The sequence below is a fragment of the Nitratiruptor sp. SB155-2 genome (assembly GCF_000010325.1).
Taxonomy (GTDB): domain Bacteria; phylum Campylobacterota; class Campylobacteria; order Campylobacterales; family Nitratiruptoraceae; genus Nitratiruptor.
This window is the reverse complement of record NC_009662.1, coordinates 1480846-1502667: the sequence shown is the minus strand read 5'-3', so window position 1 is coordinate 1502667 and position 21822 is coordinate 1480846. Positions and strand designations below refer to the sequence as shown.

The 21822-nt window shown below is 41.5% G+C and carries 20 protein-coding genes; 11 read left to right on the top strand and 9 right to left on the bottom strand.

Going from position 1 to position 21822, the window contains the following annotated elements:
* Positions 1-6 precede the first annotated feature (6 nt).
* From smpB to NIS_RS07865, 4 genes are read right to left on the bottom strand one after another with little or no spacing between them, the layout of a single operon-like run.
* Entirely contained in the window at positions 7-459 is a 453-nt protein-coding gene (gene smpB / locus NIS_RS07880; protein WP_012082846.1) for an SsrA-binding protein SmpB, read from the bottom strand.
* Positions 456-1217, bottom strand: coding sequence for a 4-(cytidine 5'-diphospho)-2-C-methyl-D-erythritol kinase (locus NIS_RS07875; RefSeq protein WP_012082845.1), 762 nt, complete (start codon positions 1215-1217; stop codon positions 456-458). Before NIS_RS07875 ends, smpB begins: the two co-directional genes overlap by 4 nt.
* Positions 1214-2041, bottom strand: a complete 828-nt coding sequence (truB, locus tag NIS_RS07870) for a tRNA pseudouridine(55) synthase TruB (protein ID WP_012082844.1) — start codon at positions 2039-2041, stop codon at positions 1214-1216. Before truB ends, NIS_RS07875 begins: the two co-directional genes overlap by 4 nt.
* Positions 2038-4083: an ATP-dependent helicase gene (locus tag NIS_RS07865; protein WP_012082843.1), complete on the bottom strand. Its 2046-nt coding sequence runs from the start codon at positions 4081-4083 to the stop codon at positions 2038-2040. The genes truB and NIS_RS07865 overlap by 4 nt, the downstream gene beginning before the upstream one ends.
* A 150-nt stretch (positions 4084-4233) precedes the next feature.
* Between NIS_RS07865 and NIS_RS07860 the strand changes: the two genes are divergently transcribed.
* The gene (locus tag NIS_RS07860; protein WP_012082842.1) at positions 4234-5133 is read left to right on the top strand and encodes a LysR family transcriptional regulator; all 900 of its coding nucleotides are present in this window, start codon (positions 4234-4236) and stop codon (positions 5131-5133) included.
* On the opposite strand, the gene NIS_RS07855 is transcribed toward NIS_RS07860, so the two are convergent.
* Genes NIS_RS07855 through NIS_RS07840 form a run of 4 tightly spaced genes read right to left on the bottom strand, consistent with a single transcriptional unit; the run spans position 5130 to position 8326 of the window.
* A complete protein-coding gene (locus NIS_RS07855; RefSeq protein ID WP_012082841.1) occupies positions 5130-5570 on the bottom strand; it encodes a hypothetical protein in 441 nt (146 codons plus the stop codon). The two genes, NIS_RS07860 and NIS_RS07855, sit on opposite strands and share 4 nt — an antisense overlap.
* Positions 5560-6159: an aminotransferase class IV gene (locus tag NIS_RS07850; RefSeq protein ID WP_012082840.1), complete on the bottom strand. Its 600-nt coding sequence runs from the start codon at positions 6157-6159 to the stop codon at positions 5560-5562. Before NIS_RS07850 ends, NIS_RS07855 begins: the two co-directional genes overlap by 11 nt.
* A complete protein-coding gene (gene cysK / locus NIS_RS07845; protein WP_012082839.1) occupies positions 6159-7040 on the bottom strand; it encodes a cysteine synthase A in 882 nt (293 codons plus the stop codon). The genes NIS_RS07850 and cysK overlap by 1 nt, the downstream gene beginning before the upstream one ends.
* Positions 7037-8326, bottom strand: a complete 1290-nt coding sequence (locus NIS_RS07840; RefSeq protein WP_158297283.1) for an apolipoprotein N-acyltransferase — start codon at positions 8324-8326, stop codon at positions 7037-7039. Before NIS_RS07840 ends, cysK begins: the two co-directional genes overlap by 4 nt.
* On the opposite strand from NIS_RS07840, the gene yajC reads away from it, so the two are divergent.
* The 10 genes from yajC (at position 8304) to NIS_RS07790 (ending at position 20282) form a co-directional block, all read left to right on the top strand.
* Positions 8304-8579, top strand: a complete 276-nt coding sequence (gene yajC, locus NIS_RS07835; protein WP_012082837.1) for a preprotein translocase subunit YajC — start codon at positions 8304-8306, stop codon at positions 8577-8579. The genes NIS_RS07840 and yajC overlap by 23 nt on opposite strands.
* A gap of 3 nt (positions 8580-8582) precedes the next feature.
* Complete coding sequence (gene secD, locus NIS_RS07830; protein WP_012082836.1) at positions 8583-10145, top strand: protein translocase subunit SecD; 1563 nt, start codon at positions 8583-8585, stop codon at positions 10143-10145.
* Position 10146: 1 nt separating this feature from the next.
* A complete protein-coding gene (secF, locus tag NIS_RS07825) occupies positions 10147-11121 on the top strand; it encodes a protein translocase subunit SecF (protein WP_012082835.1) in 975 nt (324 codons plus the stop codon).
* Positions 11121-13568, top strand: coding sequence for a leucine--tRNA ligase (gene leuS / locus NIS_RS07820; protein WP_012082834.1), 2448 nt, complete (start codon positions 11121-11123; stop codon positions 13566-13568). The genes secF and leuS overlap by 1 nt, the downstream gene beginning before the upstream one ends.
* A gap of 2 nt (positions 13569-13570) precedes the next feature.
* Positions 13571-14068 carry an LPS assembly lipoprotein LptE gene (gene lptE, locus NIS_RS07815; protein ID WP_012082833.1) on the top strand — a complete coding sequence of 166 codons (498 nt, stop codon included), beginning with the start codon at positions 13571-13573 and terminating at the stop codon, positions 14066-14068.
* On the top strand, positions 14065-15195 hold the full coding sequence (locus NIS_RS07810) for a bifunctional folylpolyglutamate synthase/dihydrofolate synthase (RefSeq protein ID WP_012082832.1): 1131 nt from the start codon (positions 14065-14067) through the stop codon (positions 15193-15195). Before lptE ends, NIS_RS07810 begins: the two co-directional genes overlap by 4 nt.
* The gene (gene mfd / locus NIS_RS07805) at positions 15168-18098 is read left to right on the top strand and encodes a transcription-repair coupling factor (protein WP_012082831.1); all 2931 of its coding nucleotides are present in this window, start codon (positions 15168-15170) and stop codon (positions 18096-18098) included. The genes NIS_RS07810 and mfd overlap by 28 nt, the downstream gene beginning before the upstream one ends.
* Positions 18099-18250: 152 nt before the next feature.
* Positions 18251-18808, top strand: a complete 558-nt coding sequence (locus tag NIS_RS07800) for a fumarylacetoacetate hydrolase family protein (protein ID WP_012082830.1) — start codon at positions 18251-18253, stop codon at positions 18806-18808.
* Positions 18805-19614, top strand: a complete 810-nt coding sequence (locus tag NIS_RS07795; RefSeq protein WP_012082829.1) for a TIGR00282 family metallophosphoesterase — start codon at positions 18805-18807, stop codon at positions 19612-19614. Before NIS_RS07800 ends, NIS_RS07795 begins: the two co-directional genes overlap by 4 nt.
* On the top strand, positions 19611-20282 hold the full coding sequence (locus tag NIS_RS07790; RefSeq protein ID WP_012082828.1) for a 3-methyladenine DNA glycosylase: 672 nt from the start codon (positions 19611-19613) through the stop codon (positions 20280-20282). The genes NIS_RS07795 and NIS_RS07790 overlap by 4 nt, the downstream gene beginning before the upstream one ends.
* On the opposite strand, the gene NIS_RS07785 is transcribed toward NIS_RS07790, so the two are convergent.
* A complete protein-coding gene (locus NIS_RS07785; RefSeq protein WP_012082827.1) occupies positions 20279-21817 on the bottom strand; it encodes a DNA polymerase III subunit gamma/tau in 1539 nt (512 codons plus the stop codon). The two genes, NIS_RS07790 and NIS_RS07785, sit on opposite strands and share 4 nt — an antisense overlap.
* Positions 21818-21822: the final 5 nt, after the last annotated feature.

Below are 21822 nucleotides of genomic sequence, written 5' to 3'. Positions count from 1 at the left end.
TCTCCGTTATCGATACTCTTTCATTGCGGCACGGGCTTCTCTATCCATTATTTTTTTCTTGAGACTCTCACGTTTATCGTGGAGTGTTTTTCCTTTTGCAAGGCCAATTTCCAGTTTTGCAATATTTTTTTTATTGAAATAGAGTTTTAAAGGTACGATAGTATACCCTTTTTCACTTGTTTTTCCTATAAGTTTATCGATCTCCTTTTTGTGCAAAAGAAGCTTTCTTGGCCTTTTTTCATCCGGTCTGAAATGTGGATTGGCAGAATCGAGGTAAGAGATATGCATGCCAAATACGAAAGGCTCTCCTTTGACAAATTTAACGAAACTATCTTTGAGATTGACTCGTCCGGCTCGAATCGCTTTGACTTCGCTGCCCTGTAGAACAAGACCGGCTTCATATCTTTCAAGAATCTCAAAATCGTGAAAGGCTTTTTTGTTGGTGGCTATGACTTTCATTGTTTCTCCCTAAATAGGCTGCTTCCGCTACCGCTAAGAAAATATTTTTCTTGATATTTTTGCAGTACAGGGCAAATTTGTACTGCACTTTTGTACAGATCGTTTGCTTGAAGTGGCGTATACTCTCGTACAATCTCTTTGGATGTTTTTTGTAGCATTTTTTTGGCTACCTCTTTTTGGATGGTGTTTAAAAAGTTTTGTCGAAAATGTGTATAGACTGCAGCGGTGTCACAGTGTACAGAAGGTGTAAAAAGTTCTATTTCAGGAATCTCATCTTCTAAGGGTTCGATTACTTCTCCGATTCCCGTTACATTTGCCGCAGGCAGTTTTGAAATGAAAAAAGGAACATCCGCCCCCACAGTTGCACCTACATGCATCAAATCTTTTTGATCGATTTTTAAAGAGAGTATCTCATTGGTCATGAGTAAAAAGGTTGCCGCATCACTGCTTCCTCCACCTAGACCGGCCCCCTCAGGTATGTTTTTGTTCAAGACCACTTTATGTGATTGGAAAAACGCATCCAGTTGTCCGTTTTGTGTGAATTCTTTAAGTTTTGTATAGGCTTTGTAGATGAGATTGGATTGCAAAGGAATATTCATGCCTTCTATAGTGAACTCTTCTTGTTTGCTTGGAACAAAAGCGATCTCATCGAAAAGCTTCTCGTATCGGATAAACCGTGAAGCGATTTCGTGATATTTGCCTCTTGTCCCGACAATTTTTAAAAAAATATTGATTTTTGCTGGAGCTTTTCGTTTCATTGATACTTTCTTGGAATCTGATTGAGCAGATATCGCACCTTTTTCTTCTCAACGCGAATAATAGCAAAAAAATCGTCGAATAGAATGTGGTATTCACCATCTTCTTTATATGCAAGATCATCAATGGTGAGTTTTGCACCATGAAAAATAGCCTCTTTGCTTTTTTTGACAAAATTTTGCTTCGTTCGAAGATATTGTACCGGATCGAGGGGGTTTTCATTTTCGTAGACAAATTTTCCTTCCGCAAGCCTCTCGAGATAGGAAAGTGTTCCAGGAAATCCAAGTTTTTTTGCAATCGCTTCAGCCAGACTTCTAATATACGTTCCCTCGCTCACAGTTGCTTCAAATGTGATAAATGGATGGCGATAGTGCACAAAGCTAATCTCTTCGATGGTGGATGTAACGGGTTTGAGGTCGATCTGTTTGCCTCTTGCTGCGAAGTGATACGCTCTTTTACCGCCAACCTTTTTGGCACTGAAAAGGGGAGGGATATAGGTAAACTCTCCTACAAATGAGTTGATGATATCTTTGATTGTTCGTTCATCAAGTGGTGGAACATCTTGGATCGATTCTATTTTTTCAATATCGAGGCTTGGACTTGAAGCTCCAAGCCAGATAGTGGTCCGATAACGTTTAGGGTATTTTTGCAAAAAACGAAAAAGTTTTGTGTATGCGCCAAATGCGATGATGAGCGTACCGCATGCAAAGGGATCGAGGGTACCGGAAAACCCAGCCTTTTTGACTCTATACCTTTTTTTTATCTTGTGTAAAAAGGCGTTTGAGGATACAAAAGGAGGTTTGTAGGCGACAAAAAGTCGGTTCATGCCCGCTCCACGAAAGAGCTTAAAATATCGCGCTGCTGGCCGGAAAAGTTGATAGTGAGTTTAAATTCCCGTCCAGCTTTGCTGACTCCAATGACACGTCCTATGCCAAATATTTTATGTTTGACAAGATCGCCCTTTTTAAATCCAACGCTTTTTTCTATTTTGATACTTGATTTGCATAGACCTGCTTCACCCAAAAATCTACTTTTCTCCAGATACGCTCTTCGTCCTTTGTAAAATCTGCTTTTTACATGGGAGAGGACAAGACCTCTTTTGGCTCTTGTAATAGCCACGTATCCTAGTCTACGCTCCTCTTCGATGTCGCAGCCATCACCGGTTAGAGGGAAAAATCCCTCTTCCATTCCGATGACGAAAAGATGTTCAAATTCAAGCCCTTTGCTGGCATGAACGCTCATGATGGAGACGGCTTCACCGCCTATTTGGTCTTGGTCCGACTGTAAAGAGATATCGTTGATGAAATCATCAAGAGAGTTTTGAGGATTCTGTTTGATGTAGTCACGAAACATTCCGTAAAATTCGTCTATATTTGCAACTCTTTCCAAGCCGTCAGGCAGTGCTCGATAGTACTCTTTGATACCGAGAGTCCTGTCGAATTCCTCCAGAAAGTTATAAAGACTCTCTTCGCTGAGTTCTTTGAGATATTTGAGATTGTGAAGGAATGCAAGAATGGTTTTCGCACTCTTTTTCCCGATGATTTGGGCTAGATCTTCTTCACTTGTATGCAAGAGCATCTCCAAGATACATTCATCCTTCTCATTCGCTTTTTGTAAAAGCTTTTCGTAAGTAGCTTTTCCGATACCCCGTTTTGGCCTATTGATGATGCGTTTGAGGGAAAACTCGTCGCACGGATTGGTGATAATACGAAGGTAGCTAATGATATCTTTCACTTCCGCCCGTTCATAGAATCGGATGGCTCCGACGAGTTTAAAGTTGATTTTGAGTTTATTGAAAGCCTCTTCGATGGAGCGCGAGAGTGCATTGATACGAAAAAGTACGGCGATTTCACTGGGTCTTACTCCTGCATCTATGAGTTTTTGTATTCTTTTGCCTATTTCCAGTGCTTCTTCTTGTTCGTCATGCAATGCCAATATTTCGATATCTTGACCATCATCCATGGTGGAGACAAGTTTTTTGCCGAGTCTGTTTCTGTTGTGCTGAATTAAATTGTTGGCCGCTTCAAGGATCTTTTTGGTGGATCGATAGTTGTTTTCCAGTTTGATGATTTTGACATTGTCAAATTGATTTGGAAACTCCAAAATATTTTTGACATTGGCGCCCCGCCATCCATAAATGCTTTGGTCATCATCTCCCACGACGCAGATATTGTTGTGTTGGCTGCAAAGTTTTTGTACCAGTCTGTTTTGCAGTTCATTCGTATCTTGATACTCGTCGATCATGATGAACTGATATTTGTTGCTGATTGTTTCGCAAAGCTCTTTATCTTGATCTAAAATAGTATAGGTCAGTACCAAAAGATCATCGAAATCCACAAGATTGTTTTCCAATAGGTAGTCTTGATACCTTTTATAAAGACTGGAAATTTTTTTAAAGTTTGGAAGTCTCGCACTTGCTATGGCCTCTTCCGGAGTGATAAGGGAATTTTTGTATTTCGAGATTTCGCTTGCGACTAAGGAGACGGGGAGATCTGGTTTGAAAGATTTGATGATTCTTTTTTTGTCATCCGTATCGATGATGACGAAGTTGTTGTCTCGATCCAGTTTGTCGATGTGAAATTTTAAAAAAAGTAGACCAAATTTATGAAATGTACAAAGTAAAGGAGGATAAAGGGCCGAATCGAGCATCGACAGAGCCCGCTCTCTCATCTCTTTTGCCGCTTTGTTGGTAAATGTTAGAGTGAGGATGGAAGCCGGGTCGATACCTAGACTGATGAGATAAGCGAGCCGCGTCGTTATCGTTTTCGTTTTTCCGCTCCCTGCTCCCGCTAATATCAGTATGGGACCGTCTACTGTTTGTGCGGCTTCCCTTTGTGCTTCGTTGAGATCTTCTAAAATTTTCTCCATAGTACTTCTTTTAATTTTATTAATTATTATATCAAATAACGAACTTAATCTGTTTTGAGGAATATTATAGGAAAAGATTATTATTTTGAAAATTCTATAAAATGTTGTTATAATAACGATAAGTGAAAAATCTCTACAAAGAGGATCGAAATGATAAAGGATTTTACGAAATTAGAAACCTTTTTGGTGGTTGTAAAAGAGCGTAGTTTTTCAAAAGCGAGTGCAAAGCTTGGTATCAGTCAGCCGGCAGTGACACAGCAGATCAAGTTTTTAGAAGAGCAGCTTGACGCAAAGCTGATTGAGCGGAAAAAGAATGGGGTGCGATTAACGAAAGAGGGCGAAGAGGTTTACAAGATCGTACAAAGAATATCCAAATGTATACAAAATGCGGAGCAAGAACTTCTGAAGATTATCAATAAAGAGATAACGTTCATCATTGGTGCTTCTTTTACGATAGGAAATTATATCTTGCCTCAAATACTGCCCGAGCTCAAAAAGATCATACAAAACGATATATTGCTTCAGATCGATGTAAGTAAGAATATCGTCGATAACGTATTGGAAAAAAAATATGATCTTGGTCTCATCGAATCTCCCGTTATGAAAGAGGGTTTGGTTTATCGCGAATGGATGGATGATGAACTGGTGCTATTTAGTAATACGAAACTGCCAAAATATGTTCGACCAGAAGAGCTTTACAAATTTAACTGGATATGTAGAGAAGAGGGGAGCCATACAAGAAAGATGGTTGCGGAAGTTTTCGAGAATCTGGGGCTTAGTTGTAAAAAGTTCAATGTGATCAGTGAAGTGAGTTCTTCCACTGCAGTTGTCAATTCCATTTTACGAAGTCCTGTGGATAAAGAGCATCCAACCGTTTCTATCATTTCGCGATATGCGATCGAGGATGAGGTAAAACAGGGACGACTTTTCGAAGCCAAAATCAAAGGCGTTAAAATCAAAAGAAAACTCTATATCTGCTATCTCAAAGAGCGAAAGAATGATCCATTTTTAATGAATATCGTGGATCATCTTTTCAAATTGCGCCACTAATCCTCTTTTTTTAAAAAACGCCTGTTTTCCGGATTGGAAAGCAGGGCCTCCATGGATGATTTGGGTTTGGGTTTTTTTGCGATGGAAGCGGTTAGATTGACGAAGATCGGTGTTTCGTCTACAATGATCTGAACTATCGCTTCAATCGGTACAGTAACTTTAGATCCAAAATTTTGGGGACCAAACCCTGCTTCAAATGAGAGTTGGCCATCTTCAAGATGCGCGCTTTCATAGGTGTAATTCATCAAAAGAAAGAGGGTAAATTCTGGAAGATTCTTATAGATCTCTTCTGGCAGCATCGGCTCGAAAGTGACGGCATTCAAATCGACCAATATACCAAACTCCTGGTTTTTTTCAAACAGATATTCGATGATGTCAGTCGCATGATTTTTTAAAATGACACTAAACTCTTCATCTTGCAACAGATCATAAAGCATAAATTCTCCTTTTGGATTGGATGGTGACACCCTGTAAGGGAAGAAAGTCTATCATAGCATTCATTATCGCCATCTGTTCAAATTTTTCAAGATCATCCACTTCAATATCGGCTACTTGCAATTTTCTCGCTTCCATCAAACGCATTCGGGTCGTTCCTGGAAGCAGAGGTTTTTTGGGAGTGATCCAGCTCTTTTTATACAAAAATGCGATATTGGCGATGGAAGTGTCCGTTAAAAGGCCATCTTTGACAAAAATAGCATCGTCTGTAGATACCGAAGTCGATACTGTCTCGATGTTTTTGCGATCAAGATATTTAAAAGAGTACTCAAAATCAATAGGAACAAGGGTAAATGCATGGAAGCTTTTTGCTTTGTAAGGGAAGTATTCAACTGAGTGAACTGTATCTGAATAGATAATTTTGCAACGGTAAAGTCCCTCTTGTGGAGGGTCTATAAAATCTCTTAAATCGATGGACTTTCGCATGGGAAAATGGCGCTGTATCGTTCTGTTGAGACGGAGATTGTGGTAGTGGATATGATATATCTCTCCATTCCTGATGCGGACTGTTTCAAAAAAGAGTGGTGTCACTACCCGAAAAGCTCCGTTGAGAGATAGCGCTCGGCCGTATCACACAAAACGGTAACGATTTTTTTGTGTGGATACTTTTTGGCGAGTTTCATGGCCGCGGCAATATTGGCACCGCTACTGATACCTACAAGAATCCCTTTCGTTTTTGCAAGTTCTTGGCTTGTCAAAATCGCCTCTTCATCTTCTATTTGGATGATTTCACTAAAAAGGGAAGTGTCGACAATTTTTGGAATGAATCCGGCGCCAATACCTTGGATTTTATGAACTCCCGGATGACCGCCACTTAGAACGGGACTCTTTTTTGGTTCCACCGCGACGAGTTTTACATTTGGATTATGCTTTTTTAAGGCACGTCCTACACCGGTAATCGTACCGCCTGTTCCGACACCTGCGACGAATATTCCAATATCGGGACACTCTTGTATGATTTCTGGTCCTGTGGTTTTTTCATGCATCGCCGGGTTGTCTGGATTTTCGAACTGATTGAGCATGAAAGCTCCTTGGCGTTTGAGCTCCAATGCTTTTTCGATAGCGCCTTTCATCCCCTGTTCGGCCGGAGTCAAAATCAGTTTTGCACCAAGATATTGCATCAATTTTCTTCTTTCGATACTCATCGATTCTGGCATGACGATGATGGCTTGCAAGCCAAGAGCCGCCGCGATCATGGCTATGGCGATCCCAGTATTGCCACTTGTTGGCTCGACTATGGGTGTTTTTGGCGATATTTCTCCGCGGTTCATGGCCTCTTGGATCATATTGAGAGCTATCCTGTCTTTTACGCTACCACCTGGGTTTTTAAATTCGCACTTCGCATAGATATTGTTTTCTATTTTCAAAAGCGGCGTTTTGCCTATGAGTTCAGTGATATTGTTTGCAATCATCGAATAACCTCTGTCTTAGCGATATTTGTTGCGTGATAGACCACTTTTTTGTGTATTGTAGCATAATATCTGATTATAAGATTTTGTAAATTTGGCTCATAAGAAGGGAGAAACCATGCATTGTTCGAGATGGCGATGATGTAGCGAGTGGGAGTGGTATAGATGATAGGATGTGTCGCTTCATAGCAGATGGCATTTGTAAAAGCTACACCCTTGATAGTAAAAATATGAGGTTTTTTTGCGTGTTGATAGTCGCTGGCACCATTGAAAAAGAGATCGTTGACCCATTTTGCGAGAGGATCCGGGAGAGGTATCTCTTCGCCGAAAGGAACGAGAATCACTTTGTCGATAATGGTATAACGCCCATTGACTAAGACATAGGTGGAGTTGTAGTTTTTTCCGTTTTTAAATGAAAGGGCTCCCGTGACGATGGCTATTTTGTGACTGAGTGTAAGCAGGCGATCTAGTACAATGGGGTCGTGGTCCAAAAAAAGTGGAAATGCACTTTCAGGTAGTACTACAAGGTCATATTTTTTTTCAATAGCTTGGTGGATGGCTTTGAAGTTGTTATCGATTATGTTCTCTTTATATCTTGGATTCCATTTGACGGACTGAGGGATATGGGTTGTTACAAGATCAATCTTCACAGGAGCAAGCGGTGCGGGATTGTGCGGTTGCACGATCAAAAGAAGTCCAAGAGGGGGAAGAAAGCGGTACCATTTTTTCAAACGGATAAAAAGAACCAAGATAACAAGGAACATGGCAAAAGAGAGCTTATCGAATGCAAAATAGGTTGGCACGAGAGCAATTTCTGGAATAAACCAGTTGAAGCCAAAGGGGCGAATGTAGCTTAGCGTTAGCAAAAAAGATGCCCGAAAAAGTGTTTGCAAGTGCGTAGAATATTTTGGAAAAAAAGAAGCAAAGCAGTCCGTTAAAAAATATCCTGATAGAAAAATGACTCCATATACGAAACCTACAAAAAAAATGATGATTGGTATCATCCAGTGCAGTTCATAGTAGCGAAAACTGAGTCCTATCCACCAAAACCAAAAGATACCTATGAAAAATCCGCTCCAAAAAATCTTTCTTTGTTTGAGCAGGAGATAAAAAGCTGTCAATGCGAAAAATGACGTCAAGAACGTGCTGTGCATTTCGAAATAGTCCAAGAAAAGAAAAAGGGAAAAAAGGAGTGCTATAAGAAAGGATTTTATTAACAAAGTAATGGTAAAATATCCCCTAAATTTTTGAAACAAAGGATCTTTCATGCAGCAACAGGGTGCGAACATTCTCGGATCACTCCTTCCCCTTATCATAATCTTTGCGATCTTTTACTTTTTGATCATCAGACCGCAGCAACAGCAGGCAAAAAAACATAAAGAGATGGTCAACAACCTGAAAAAAGGTGATAAGATCGTCACCTCTGGTGGTATTATAGCCGAAGTGGTGAAAAATGAAGAGGATTTTATCAAAGCAAAAATCGATGACAATACCGAAGTAAAGATCGATAAAAGCTTCATTGCAAAAAAACTGAAAAGTTGATCCATGCGTTGGACGAATTGGCGCTTTGTACTTTTTGTAGCCGTTTTTATCGTTGGTATCGCTTTATCTGTTCCATCCATATTGGGACTCAAAAGCGGTCCCAAAATCACACTGGGCCTTGATCTGCAAGGTGGACTCCATATGCTTCTTGGCGTCGATACGAAAAAGGCGATCGAGTCAAAAATCAAAAGCATCGCTTCGAGTATCAAGTATTTTTCTGAACAAAACGATATTTTGCTCGAAGATCTGAAAATTGGCGATAAAAAAATCGAGTTTACCCTTTTGGATAAAGACGATGCGCCAAAGATAGAAGAGTTCATTCAAAAAGAGCCAGGTATTGTTATAAAAAAAGAGGGTTTGCACTATACGTTGACATTGACACCAAAAGAGATTGAGTCGATCAAAGAGTATGCGATTAAACAGGCAGTCGATACGATACGAAACAGACTCGACCAGTTCGGTTTGGCTGAGCCAACTGTAGCGAAGCAGGGAAAAGACAAGATTTTGGTGGAGCTTCCCGGTATCAAAACTCCTGAACAGGAGCAGCGGGTTCGAAAACTTATCGCAAAAGCCGCCCATCTGCAGTTGATGGCTGTAGATGAAGCAAGACAAGCTCGAGTAGATACGATGACTCCAGAAGAGGCAGCAGAATATGGCGATGTGATTCTCAAAGACAGGCACGGTAGAAAATATCTTGTCAAAGAGATTCCGATTCTTGATGGAAGTATGATCAAGGACGCCAGAGTTGCATTTGATCAAAACAATCAGCCGGTAATCAACTTTACCCTCAACAGTGAAGGGGCAAGAATTTTTGGTGATTTTACAGCAAAAAATGTTGGCAAAAGATTGGCTGTTGTTTTGGACAATGTAATCTACTCTGCACCTGTGATTCGAGAGCGAATCGGTGGTGGAAGCGGTCAGATCAGTGGTGGTTTTACAGTAGCAGAAGCGCATGATGTGGCCATCGCTCTTCGAAGTGGTGCTCTTTTGGCTCCTGTGTATATGGAAGAAAAAAGAAGTATCGGTCCAAGTCTTGGGGCTGACAGTATCAGACAAAGTCTTATCGCTTTGGTGAGCGGCTTTGTGCTGGTAGTTCTTTTTATGATCTTTTACTATGGAATTGCTGGAATCATTGCCGATATCGCTTTGGTGGCCAACCTCTTTTTGATTATCGGTGTTATGGCCCTTTTTGGAGCGACGCTGACGCTGCCTGGCATGGCCGGTATCGTTTTGACGGTCGGTATGGCAGTGGATGCAAATGTCATTATCAATGAGCGTATACGAGAGCTGCTGAGAGAGGGTGTGAGTATCAAAAAGGCGATTGAACAAGGATATAAAAATGCTATGAGTGCTATTTTGGATGCAAATATCACGACCCTTATCGCAGCGGTAGTGCTCTATGCATATGGTACGGGACCTATCAAAGGTTTTGCGATCACCATGAGTATCGGTATTTTGGCATCGATGATTACCGCAATTATCGGTACACACGGAATTTATGAGGCGCTTTTACCAAAAATAGAGAGAAGTAAAAACCTCAAAACCTGGTTTGGAATAAAGGTTTAAGATGGAATTTTTTAAAACGGACAAAATTTACAATTTTATGGGAAAAGCCAAGCTTTTTATGGCGATTTCTACGATTTTGGTCTTGGGTTCATGGGCTCTTGTCGTCTTTAAGGGACTCAATTTCGGTATCGATTTTGCCGGTGGGACTATCGTTCAAGTTCGATACGACAAACCGGTGGATATCGCTGCCATTCGAAAGGCATTGAAAAAAAGCGAGATTTTCCAGGACGCTTCAGTAACGAAATTTGGAAGCGACAACGAGATCGTCATTCGTATTAAAAGTTCAACGAAAAACTTGAAAAAAGATATCGGTGATGAAGCAAGAGCGGCACTCAAAGGAACCGGAAACTTTGAGATCAGACGGGTCGACATGGTCGGTCCAAAAGTTGGTGGAGAACTTCGTGAAAAAGGATTGATGGCTACAGTCATTGCCATAATTGGTATTTTGATCTATGTCTCCATCCGGTTTGAGTGGCGATTTGCCTTGGCTTCTGTTTTGGCACTCGTACACGATGTGAGTATCGCCATGGGAGCAATCAGCCTCTTTAACGTTCCGGTCAATCTTGATATTTTAGCAGCAATTCTCACCATTTTAGGATATTCCCTCAACGATACCATCATCGTATTTGACAGAATCCGGGAAGGAATTGTCGAATCTGTTAAACTCAAAGATCTCAATGCGGTCATCAACGAATCGATCACCAAAACCCTTTCAAGAACGACCCTCACCTCACTCACGACTTTCTTTGTTGTATTGACACTCTATCTTTTCGGCGGGGAGATCATCAAAGGTTTTAGTTTTACACTCTTGGTAGGCATCGTTGTCGGTACATACAGTTCTATTTTTATCGCTTCGCCAATGCTTACGATTTTAGGTTTTGATCTCCAAAAATATCGGGCGAAGCTTGCCGAAAAACGAAAAAAACAGCAAGAGAAAGAGCGTATGAGAGCAATGTATGAACAAGGAATGGTGTAATGCAGTATGATCCAAAAGCGATAGAACAAAAATGGCAAAACGAGTGGAAAGAGAAGAATGCTTTTGAACCACAAGAGAATTACAGCAAAGAAAAAATGTATGTGCTATCCATGTTCCCATATCCAAGTGGTCGAATCCATATGGGACATGTGCGAAACTACACCATAGGAGATGCGATAGCAAGGTATTACAGAAAAACGGGAGCCAATGTCCTGCATCCTATTGGATGGGATGCTTTTGGTATGCCGGCGGAAAATGCTGCTATCAAACACAAAGTCCATCCAAAGAAGTGGACTTATGAAAATATCGACTATATGCGAAAAGAGCTGGATGCTTTGGGACTCAGTTTTTCCCATGACAGAGAGTTCGCTACCTGCGATCCACTCTATAGCAAATGGGAGCAAAGCTTCATCATCGATATGTGGAACAGAGGACTTTTATATCGAAAAAAGGCTGCAGTCAACTGGTGCCCCCACGACAAGACGGTACTCGCCAATGAACAAGTAATCGAGGGGCGATGTTGGCGCTGTGATACGGAAGTGGTACAAAAAGAGATCGAGCAGTACTTTTTGAAAATCACAGATTATGCCCAAGAGCTGCTGGAAGATCTCAAAAAACTGGAAGGAAACTGGCCGAACCAAGTTATCGCTATGCAGCGTAACTGGATAGGTCGAAGCGAAGGACTTGAATTTCGCCTCCATTTTGACGAAACATCGGCAAAAAAAGCTGGAATAGATGGATTTGAAGTTTTTACCACACGACCCGATACCATCTATGGGGTAACCTATACGGCTCTTGCACCAGAGCATCCCGTTGTGAAACATCTGATTGAGACAAAACAGCTTAGTGACGAAGCGGTACAAAAAATTTGTACGATGCAAAATCAAAACGCAAGAACCCGCCAGCAGGCAGAAAAAGAGGGACTCTTTTTGGATCTGTATGTGATCCATCCACTTACGAAACAAAAGATTCCTGTCTGGGTGGCAAACTTTGTTTTGGCTGAATACGGAAGCGGTGCGGTGATGGCTGTACCGGCTCACGATGAGAGAGATTTCGAGTTTGCTCACAAATACAATCTGCCGATAAAATATATCATCAAACCAAAAGAAGGGGAGCTCGATACCACAAAAGCCTATACAGAGCCTGGTATCTTGTTTGATAGTGGAGAGTTTAGTGGTTTTGAGAGTAGTGAGGCGAAACAAAAAATTATCGAATATTTTGAAGAAAATGGGATAGGAAAGCGTTCTGTCAACTACAAACTCAAAGATTGGCTCGTTTCTCGTCAGCGATATTGGGGTACGCCGATTCCATTAATCAAATGTCCAAAGTGTGGAATTGTACCAGAGAAAAAGGAGAACCTTCCAGTAACATTGCCTGAGGATGTGGAAATTACCGGTGAAGGCAATCCACTCGAACTTCACCCTACTTGGAAAAAGACAACGTGTCCAAAGTGTGGTGGTGAGGCTGAAAGAGAAACAGATACCCTCGATACCTTTGTAGAATCAAGCTGGTATTTCTTGCGCTATACGACTCCAAGAAAATATTGGGAAGAGGTGCCTTTTCGAAAAGAAGATACAGACTACTGGATGCCGGTGGATCAATATATCGGCGGAATCGAGCATGCGATACTGCATCTATTGTATGCACGATTTTTTACAAAAGTGTTACGAGATTTGGGCTATGTCAATCTTGATGAGCCGTTTAAAAGATTACTTACACAGGGGATGGTGCTCAAAGATGGCGCCAAGATGAGCAAATCCAAAGGCAATACCGTCGATCCCGATGAAATCGTAGCAAAGTTTGGAGCAGATACCGCAAGGCTTTTTATCCTCTTTGCCGCTCCTCCAGCAAAAGAGTTAGAGTGGAGTGACAGTGCGGTTGAAGGGGCTTACCGTTTTATCAAACGGTTTTTTGAGCGAAGCCAAAATGCCTATAAAACGAAGAGTTTGCCTAAAATTGATCAAAAGAGTCTGTCGAAAGAGGAGAAAGAGGCAAGGAAAAAGGTGTACGAAGCCCTTCAAAAATCAACAGATGTCTATACCAAAAGTTTTTCTTTCAATACGTTGATTGCCGCATCTATGGAAGCGCTCAATGCATTGAATGGCCAAAACAACCCGGATATCTGGACAGAAGGGTACTGGGTTTTAACAAATATCTTAGAGCCGATTATTCCACATACCTGTTGGGAAATCAGTCACAATCTCTTTGAAAGAAACAATTTTACTAGATTGCAACTCGATCCGGCTGCCCTTGAAGAAGATAGCGTAACGTTGGCTGTTACCGTTAATGGAAAAAGAAGAGCGGAGATCGAAGTGCCAAAAGATGCAAGCAAAGAGGAGATTTTGGCCAAAGCGAAAGAGATCGCCAAAAAATGGATCGATGGCAAAACCATCGTCAAAGAGATCGTAGTACCCGGACGTCTTGTCAATATCGTAGTGAAAGGGTAGATGTGCGAAAGTTTCTATGGCTTGCAGTGATACTCTTTTTTACCGGATGCGGTTACAAGCCAGCAAGCCACTATACGAAAAGGGTGCTTGGCCAAAAAATCTATACGCAAGTTTCGGTCTATTTGAGAGATCCAGAAAACGCGGTTTTAGTCAAAGATGCGGTGAATGAAGCGATACTCAAGCGTCTTTCAGGTAGTCTCGTTGCTAAAAACAGTGCCGATACGATTATGCGAGTGGCCATCGCATCTGTTTCCTTCACACCACTTCAATATGATGAAAACGGCTATGTGATCTACTATAGAACAAAAGTGCTTTTAAAAACGGATATCACCGATAAAAGTGGCCAAACGAGGCATATCAAAGCAACAGGAGTCTACGATTTTCCAATCGAACCAAACTCGGTAATTACCGATAATTTACGCTATGTGGCTATCAAAGAGGCCTCTGCAAAAGCTCTCGATGCCATTATATCCCGACTAGCCTATCTGGGAAGCAGGTGAGTGTTCATACCTTTTTGAACCAAAAACCGCTTTACTATACAAAATTTGATCCATCGAGGATGCAAAGAGTATATGAATATCTCCAAGGCTCTTTGCATCTTCCCCCAATCATTCATATCATCGGGACCAATGGGAAAGGGACTACGGGTAGATTTCTTGCTGGTATGCTCAAAGAATCTGGAAAAAAAGTGGGCCATTATACATCACCACACATTCTTCATTTTCATGAGCGTATATGGATCGATGGTAAATTTATCAGTGATGAGACACTGGAATCAGTCCATCAAAAAGTGCAGTCTCTAATTCCGAAAAAAATGGCGAGAGAACTTTCCTACTTCGAATATACCACCCTTTTGGCTGCTTTTGCTTTTGAAGAGTGTGATTATGTGGTTATGGAAGCAGGACTTGGGGGAGAGTATGATGCAACGAGCGTTTTTGAAAATTGTTTAACCCTTGTAACTCCTATCGATTATGACCATCAAGCCTTTTTGGGTGATACGATCCAATCCATTGCCGCAACGAAGCTCAAAGCTGTGCAAGAAGAGGCAATTTTTGCAAAACAGCTGCATGATGAAGTCTATCAAACAGCAGACGAGCTTGGTATTCGGTATCGAAGGGTCGAAAATTTAGCCGATGAGGAGGCTTGTCAAAAAGCTTGTGAAAACATTCCATCCTTTTTTTCTCAAAATCTCATGCTAGCCCAAGCTGCTGCAAAATTTTTGGGGTTTGATCCAGATGTACAAAAAGCGGTGTCGTATCGAATGCCGGGACGGTTCGAAAAGCGTGGCAATATCATTTTGGATGTAGGGCACAATCCCCTTTCGGCCAGAGCCATCCTCCAAGCTCTTGACAAAAAGGTGGTTTTGGTCTATAACAGCTTCGAAGATAAAGAGTATGAGAAGATTTTATCCATTTTACAACCAAAGATCGAATCGGTTGAGATTGTACCGATGGAGCATCCGAGATTGATTGATCAAAAAAGACTCAAGCAAAGCCTTGAAGAACTTTCCATTCCGTATTGCGAATTTACGGGATTTGATGAAGATAAAGAATATTTGGTGTATGGATCGTTCAGTGTTATAGAGGAGATATACCGAAAATGGCTGCCAGATTCTATGAATATCTAAGATCAAGCATTCCGCAAATCTTGGTCGTTGCAGACGAAAAGGAAGCGCAAGAGGCAAGCAGTGCGGCAAAAGTACTTGGAATCGATCATTACATTTTGCCAGATTTTAGAGCCCAGTATGGTGACGATCTGCGGGTTTTCAAGGAGGAGCTTGATGAGCTGCTTGCGGTATTGAACGATTACTACCATACGCCAAAGATGCTCATAGCCCCTGTACATACCATTGCCAAGCCGATGCCGGTACAGCGCTACTTTGCGAGGAAAAGAGTAGAGTTTGGGGATGAGTTTGAGCTTGAATCGCTTAAAGAGCTGCTCTATCAATGGGGATATACCTTTGTGGATATCGTAGAGAGCAAGGGAGAAGCCAGTTTTCGAGGCGATATCGTGGATATCTTCGCACCAAATTTCGATAAGCCTATCCGTCTTAGTTTTTTCGATACACAGATAGAATCGATCCGCTATTTTGATCCCCAGACCCAAAAAAGTATCAAAGAGGAGCTTGAAGCTTTTACCCTCTATCCAGCCTTTTTAATCCAAGATGAGGCCTTGCAAGAAGTGATTGAACAGAGTGATTTTGACGTTTTTGACAAGGATCTGTTGAGTGTAGGATTTTGGGTGGCCGAGCGGGCTTCTTTGCTTGAAGGAAAAGAGGCGATACGTAGTGGAAGCTTTGATCTGGAAGAGCTGTACAGCTATGAAGGACTCATACCAAAAGAGCAGTTCTTTGCACTTCCAATCATACCTGAAGCAAAAGAGTATAACGAGATAGAAGTTCTCGATATCAATAGAGTCATCCAGACAAAGCAGAATAAAAAGATCAAAGTGCTTGTAAAATCACCGGAGTTTGCCAGAAGAAGCAGTATCAAAGAGCTTGAGAAGGTAGAATTTATCTATACCGATGCGATTTTGAATATCGAAGGGCCAGATGAGGTCATACTATCGCTCAATAAACCAAAAAAGAGAAGAGCCAAACCTCCATCTATCGTTATCGATGAGTTGCAACCTGGAAGTTATGTGGTCCATGAGCAGCATGGCATCGGGATTTTCAAAGGACTCAAAGCGATCGAAATTTTGGGAGCCAAAAGAGATTTTGTGGAACTGGAATATGCTGGAGGTGACAAGCTTTTGGTTCCAGTGGAAAACCTCGATGTTCTCAGCCGGTATATTGCCGATAGCGGTAGTGTAGCGGTTGTCGATAAACTTGGCAGCCAATCCTTTGCGAAACTCAAAGCGAAAGTGAAAGAGAGACTTTTTGAGATTGCTGCTGACATCGTGAAAATCGCTGCGCAGCGTGAACTCACTCCTGGCAAAAAGATCATCACACCGCCAGATATCACTCTTTTTCAATCCCACGCCGGATTTGAGTATACCGAGGATCAAAAAAGAGCGATTGATACGATTTTGCAAAGACTCTCCAGCGGGAAAGTGATGGATATGCTTCTAAGCGGCGATGTGGGATTTGGTAAGACAGAAGTTGCCATGAACGCTATCTATGCCATAGTGAAAAATGGCTATCAAGCGGCTGTGGTCGTTCCAACGACGCTTCTATCGGCCCAGCATTATGAGAGTCTTGTGAAACGGTTGGAGCCATTTAACATTTCAGTAACCAAGATCGATCGATTTGTCACTGCCAAAGAGAAAAAAGAGCGCTTGCAAGCCTTGAAAGAGGGAACGTTCGATGTTGTGGTGGGAACCCACGCGCTTTTTGGAGCAGAATTTAAAAATTTGGGGCTTGTCGTTATCGATGAGGAGCACAAGTTTGGCGTGAAGCAAAAAGAGAAACTCAAAGCTTTCAGTAAAGATGTGCATCTATTGAGTATGAGTGCAACGCCGATTCCAAGAAGTCTCAATATGGCCCTTTCCCAGCTCAAGGATCTCAGCGAAATTAGAACACCGCCTCAAAACAGAAAGCCTGTTCGAACCTATGTGAAAGAGTATCAAGACAAACTTGTCAAAGAAGTGATTTTGCGAGAACTAAGAAGAGGAGGGCAGGTCTTTTATATCTACAACTCCATCGCAGGCATTGAGGAGAAAAAAGAGGATCTTCAGCAGCTCCTGCCCGGAAAAAAGATTCTTGTACTGCATTCCAAAATAGCGGCGGCAACAACGGAAAAAGAGCTTCTTCGCTTTGCCCAGGGTGAATATGACATCTTGCTTTCCACTTCCATTGTGGAAAGTGGTATTCATATGCCAAATGTCAATACTATCATCGTAGAAGGAGCTGATCGATTCGGAATTGCGGACCTGCATCAGTTGCGGGGGCGTGTAGGACGAGGCGGAAAAGAGGGATTTTGCTACTATCTGGTAGAGGATAAACAAAAACTAACAGAAGAGGCGAAAAAACGACTTATTGCACTCGAATCCAATTCTTACCTTGGAAGTGGAGCAGCTTTGGCCTATTATGATCTGGAGATTCGAGGTGGGGGTAACATCATAGGGGCTCAGCAAAGCGGACATATCAAAAATATCGGGTATAGCCTCTATCTGCAGATGCTTGAAGAGACGATAACGAAATTGACAAAAGGGGAGATCGAAGAGGAACCCCAAGTGGAGCTTAAACTGAGCGTCAATGCCTATATTTCCAGCGAAGTGGTACGTGAGGATCGACTCAAACTCGAGCTATACAGACGGCTTGCCCAAGTCAAAGAGCCTGAAGAGATAGCCCAGATTCAAGAGGAGATCGAAGATCGTTTCGGAAAACTGGATAGCTATACAAAAAATTTTTTGGATCTCATCCATATCAAGCTTTTAGCGTTGGAACATGGAATCAAAAAGATCTCAAACTACAACCAAAATATCACATTTGATTTTGGTGACAAAAAAGAGACGATCAAAGCAAGAAGCAAAGATGATGACGATATATTGCATACGACATTGAGATATTTAAAGGCGCTAGCTCAATGAGTTCAACAAAAGAACAAATTTTTGATACTTCACAAAAGCTAAAAAATGCCAACGCAAGTGTTCTGTCGGGTGAGTGCAATTTTTCAACGCTTTTGTTTCGTTAAAATTTGTTATTGTTTCACTCTTTTTTATCAGCTTGTTGAAGGTTTAAAATGAAAATAGTCTGTGTTGGAAGAAACTATGTTGAGCATATCGAAGAGCTTAATAATGAAATGCCAACAGAGCCGGTCTATTTTTTAAAGCCGCAGAGTGCTATAACAGAAACCATCCACTATCAAGAAGATCTACATTATGAAGGAGAGATCTGCTTTTTGATTGGAAATCCTATCAAAGTTGGGGTAGGATTGGATCTAACAAAAAGAGCATTGCAAAGCAGACTCAAAGAAAAAGGGCTTCCTTGGGAGCGGGCGAAAGCATTTAGAGGAAGTGCGCTTTTTAGTGATTTTGTTCCAGTCAAAAGTTTTGAAGGATTACGGATAGAGCTTTTTAAAAACGGTACACTTGTACAAAGCGGCGGTGTGGATTTGATGATCTACAAGCCAGAGTTTCTTTTGCAAGATATTGAAGCTATTTTTGGATTGGAAGAGGGTGATATATTGATGAGTGGAACGCCAAAGGGAGTAGGTGCAATAAAGACAGGTGATATCTTTGAGGCAAAGCTTTGGCAAGGCGATAGAAAATTGATACAAAAGATCTGGAGGACAGTGTGAAAATCGGTTTTATAGGGGATATTGTAGGAAGACCCGGAAGAAGGATGATAAAACGATATCTGCAAGATATACGAAAAAAAGAAAATCTCGATTTTGTCATAGCCAACTATGAAAACGCAAGTCACGGATTTGGTCTCACTCCCAAAAATGCAAAAGAGCTTTTTAATGCTGGAATCGATCTGATGACGGGAGGTAATCACACCTGGGATAAAAAGGAGATTGTAGCTCTTTTAGAGGAGATGCCCCTTCTTCGACCTATCAACTACCCTGAAGGTGTTCCTGGACGAGGCTATAAAATAGTGCACATTAACGAGGAGCCATTGGCCATCATCAACATTATGGGACACTTTACGATGCCCATGGTGGACAATCCCTTTTTGGCTGCAAAAAAAATTGTTGCAATTTTGAAAGATGAAGGAATCAAAAATATCTTTATCGACTTTCATGCCGAAGCAACCAGTGAAAAAAGAGCGATGTTTTTGATGTTAAAAGAGGATATCAGCGTGCAGGTAGGCACTCATACCCATGTAGGGACGGATGATCTGAGTATCGTAGACGGAGCAGGGTATGTGACAGATGTAGGACTGACAGGATGCAGAGACAATGTCATAGGAATGAAGGCGGATGTGCCGATAAAACGCTTTTTAACGGGACTTCCTGGGCACTTTGATGTTCCGGATAAGTGCAAATCGATTTTACAGATGGTGGTGTTTGAACTGCAAGAGGGCAGATGCAAAGATGCATACAAGATAAAAGCCTACGATGATGAAGGGTGGCAGGTCGTTCAGCGAGCGAGGGTGGAATGATCGCATACGATTTATTAAAACGATTCAAAGAGCTTGGATACATCAAAGAGGAAAGAGATCCTTACTGGTGGCCTAAGAGTGGAAGTTTTGAAATAGTGGTAGGAGCGGTGCTTACCCAAAATACCAAATGGGAAAATGTGGAAAAGGCTCTAGAGAATTTAAAAAATGAATTGGGATCGATAGAACCCCAAAAGATTGTAGAGATGGATCAAAAAAGGTTGGCTACACTCATTAAACCAGCCGGGTTTTACAATACAAAAGCATTTCGCATTCAAAAGCTTGTAAAAAATATGCTTGATGAGTATGGCTCTTTTGAAGCCTTTCAAAAAAGGCCCTCTCGCAGTTGGCTCTTGGCACAAAAGGGAATCGGCTTTGAGACGGCAGACAGCATTCTCAACTATGCCTGCTATAAAGATTTTTTAGTTGTGGATGCCTATACCGCAAGGATTTTGAACTTCTTGGGTTATGAGCTGCAAACCTATCAAGAGATTCAAGAGTTTTTAAGCGATTCAATCTTGGAAAATCTAGATAGGATTTATGAGTTATATGGGCAAGAGATGCCATTGTCTCAAATTTATGCACGATTTCATGGCAAAATAGTCGAGTTTTGCAAAGAGCATTGCAAAGGAAAAGAGCAAGCAGAAAAAATCAAAGAGCTGCTGGTTTAAATTTTTGGTTTGATAACCACTTTTTTTGCTTTGAATAGCTCTTTTGCCTTTCGTACGAAGGGGTCTTCCAAAATATTGGTCCCATCCATCTCTTTTGCCGAAAGTCCCGCTTCTTTTTGAATACAGCTTCCTCCAAACTCGGCCTCTTCTATCATGGAAGAGGGTTCGTCGCAACTCTTTGGAGGATCAACCTTGACGATTTTTGTATCGATGCCAAATACCTCTTGGACAAAATGGCGTATGGTGGGATAGGAGTGTTTGAGTTTTTCCTTGCATTCTGCGGGAGGATTGCTCTCCCATCGTAAAACGTTGTCGCTAAAATCGATAAACTTTACACTCTTTTCAAAACACTCGCCTAATTCATAGTTTCGTTCATAAAGTTTGTCGATCAAACGTTGGAAAGGATCTTTTTGTACCGGTTGGGATGTTTTTGTTTGCTCATTTGTTTGGATAGGTGGAGGAGTGTGTGAAATCGTTGGAGTCTCTTTTGATTCAAACTCTTCAATGAGCTCTTCAACACTTTTAATCTTTGTTGCTTCCATCAACTTCATAAGGGTAATCATCAAAACAAACTCATCGTCACCACTGACGAATAGAAGATTTTTCCCATCGCTCAAAATTTTAAAAAAGCGCTCATACAGCATCATGGAAAACGTACTGTTTTTACTAAAAAGCTGATTTTTAAGAAAGATGAGCATCTCATCAAGTACCATTTGCGCTTCATAGTCTCTTAATTCTTGAACGGTCTGTAAAATCGCCTCTTTGTCTTGGCGTAGAATCATATCAAAAAGAGCCTCTATCTTTTTGGGATCTACGAGACCCAGCATATTTGTAACCGCTTCAACACTGACTCTATTTTTTCCAAAGGTGATCGCTTGATCGAGCAGTGTGAGTGTATCTCGAAGACTTCCGCTGCCGCTTCGTGCGAGGATTTGCAGAGCTTCCGGCTCATACTCCACATTTTCCAGGTTTAAGATGTGCTCCAAGTGATGGACTATATCTCTTTGTGCAATCTTTTTGAAGCGAAAATGTTGTGTCCGACTCAGAATCGTAGCCGGTAGTTTCAATGGATCGGTGGTGGCTAGAATGAATTTGACAAATTCAGGCGGCTCCTCAAGCGTTTTTAAAAGTGCATTGAAAGCCTCTTTTGTGAGCATGTGAACTTCATCGATTATGAAGATTTTGTATCTGGCACTGGAGGGTTTGTATTTCGTATGTTCGATGAGGTCTCTTATATCATCAATCTTACGGTTGCTTGCTGCATCCATTTCGATAATATCGATATGTCTTCCCTCATTGGCTGCCTGGCAATTTTCACATGTTTCGCAAGGAGAGCTTGTTGGACCCCCATCGCAAATGAGCGCTTTGCTAAAGATCCTTGCCGTACTCGTTTTTCCGCTTCCACGAAGGCCGCTGAAGAGATAGGCATGGGAGAGATTTTTCGTATCCAAAGCCCGCTGGAGTGTTTGGGTGACAGCCTCTTGACCGATCAGATCTTCAAAGCGTTTTGGACGATATTTGAGTGCCAGCGCCAAGATTC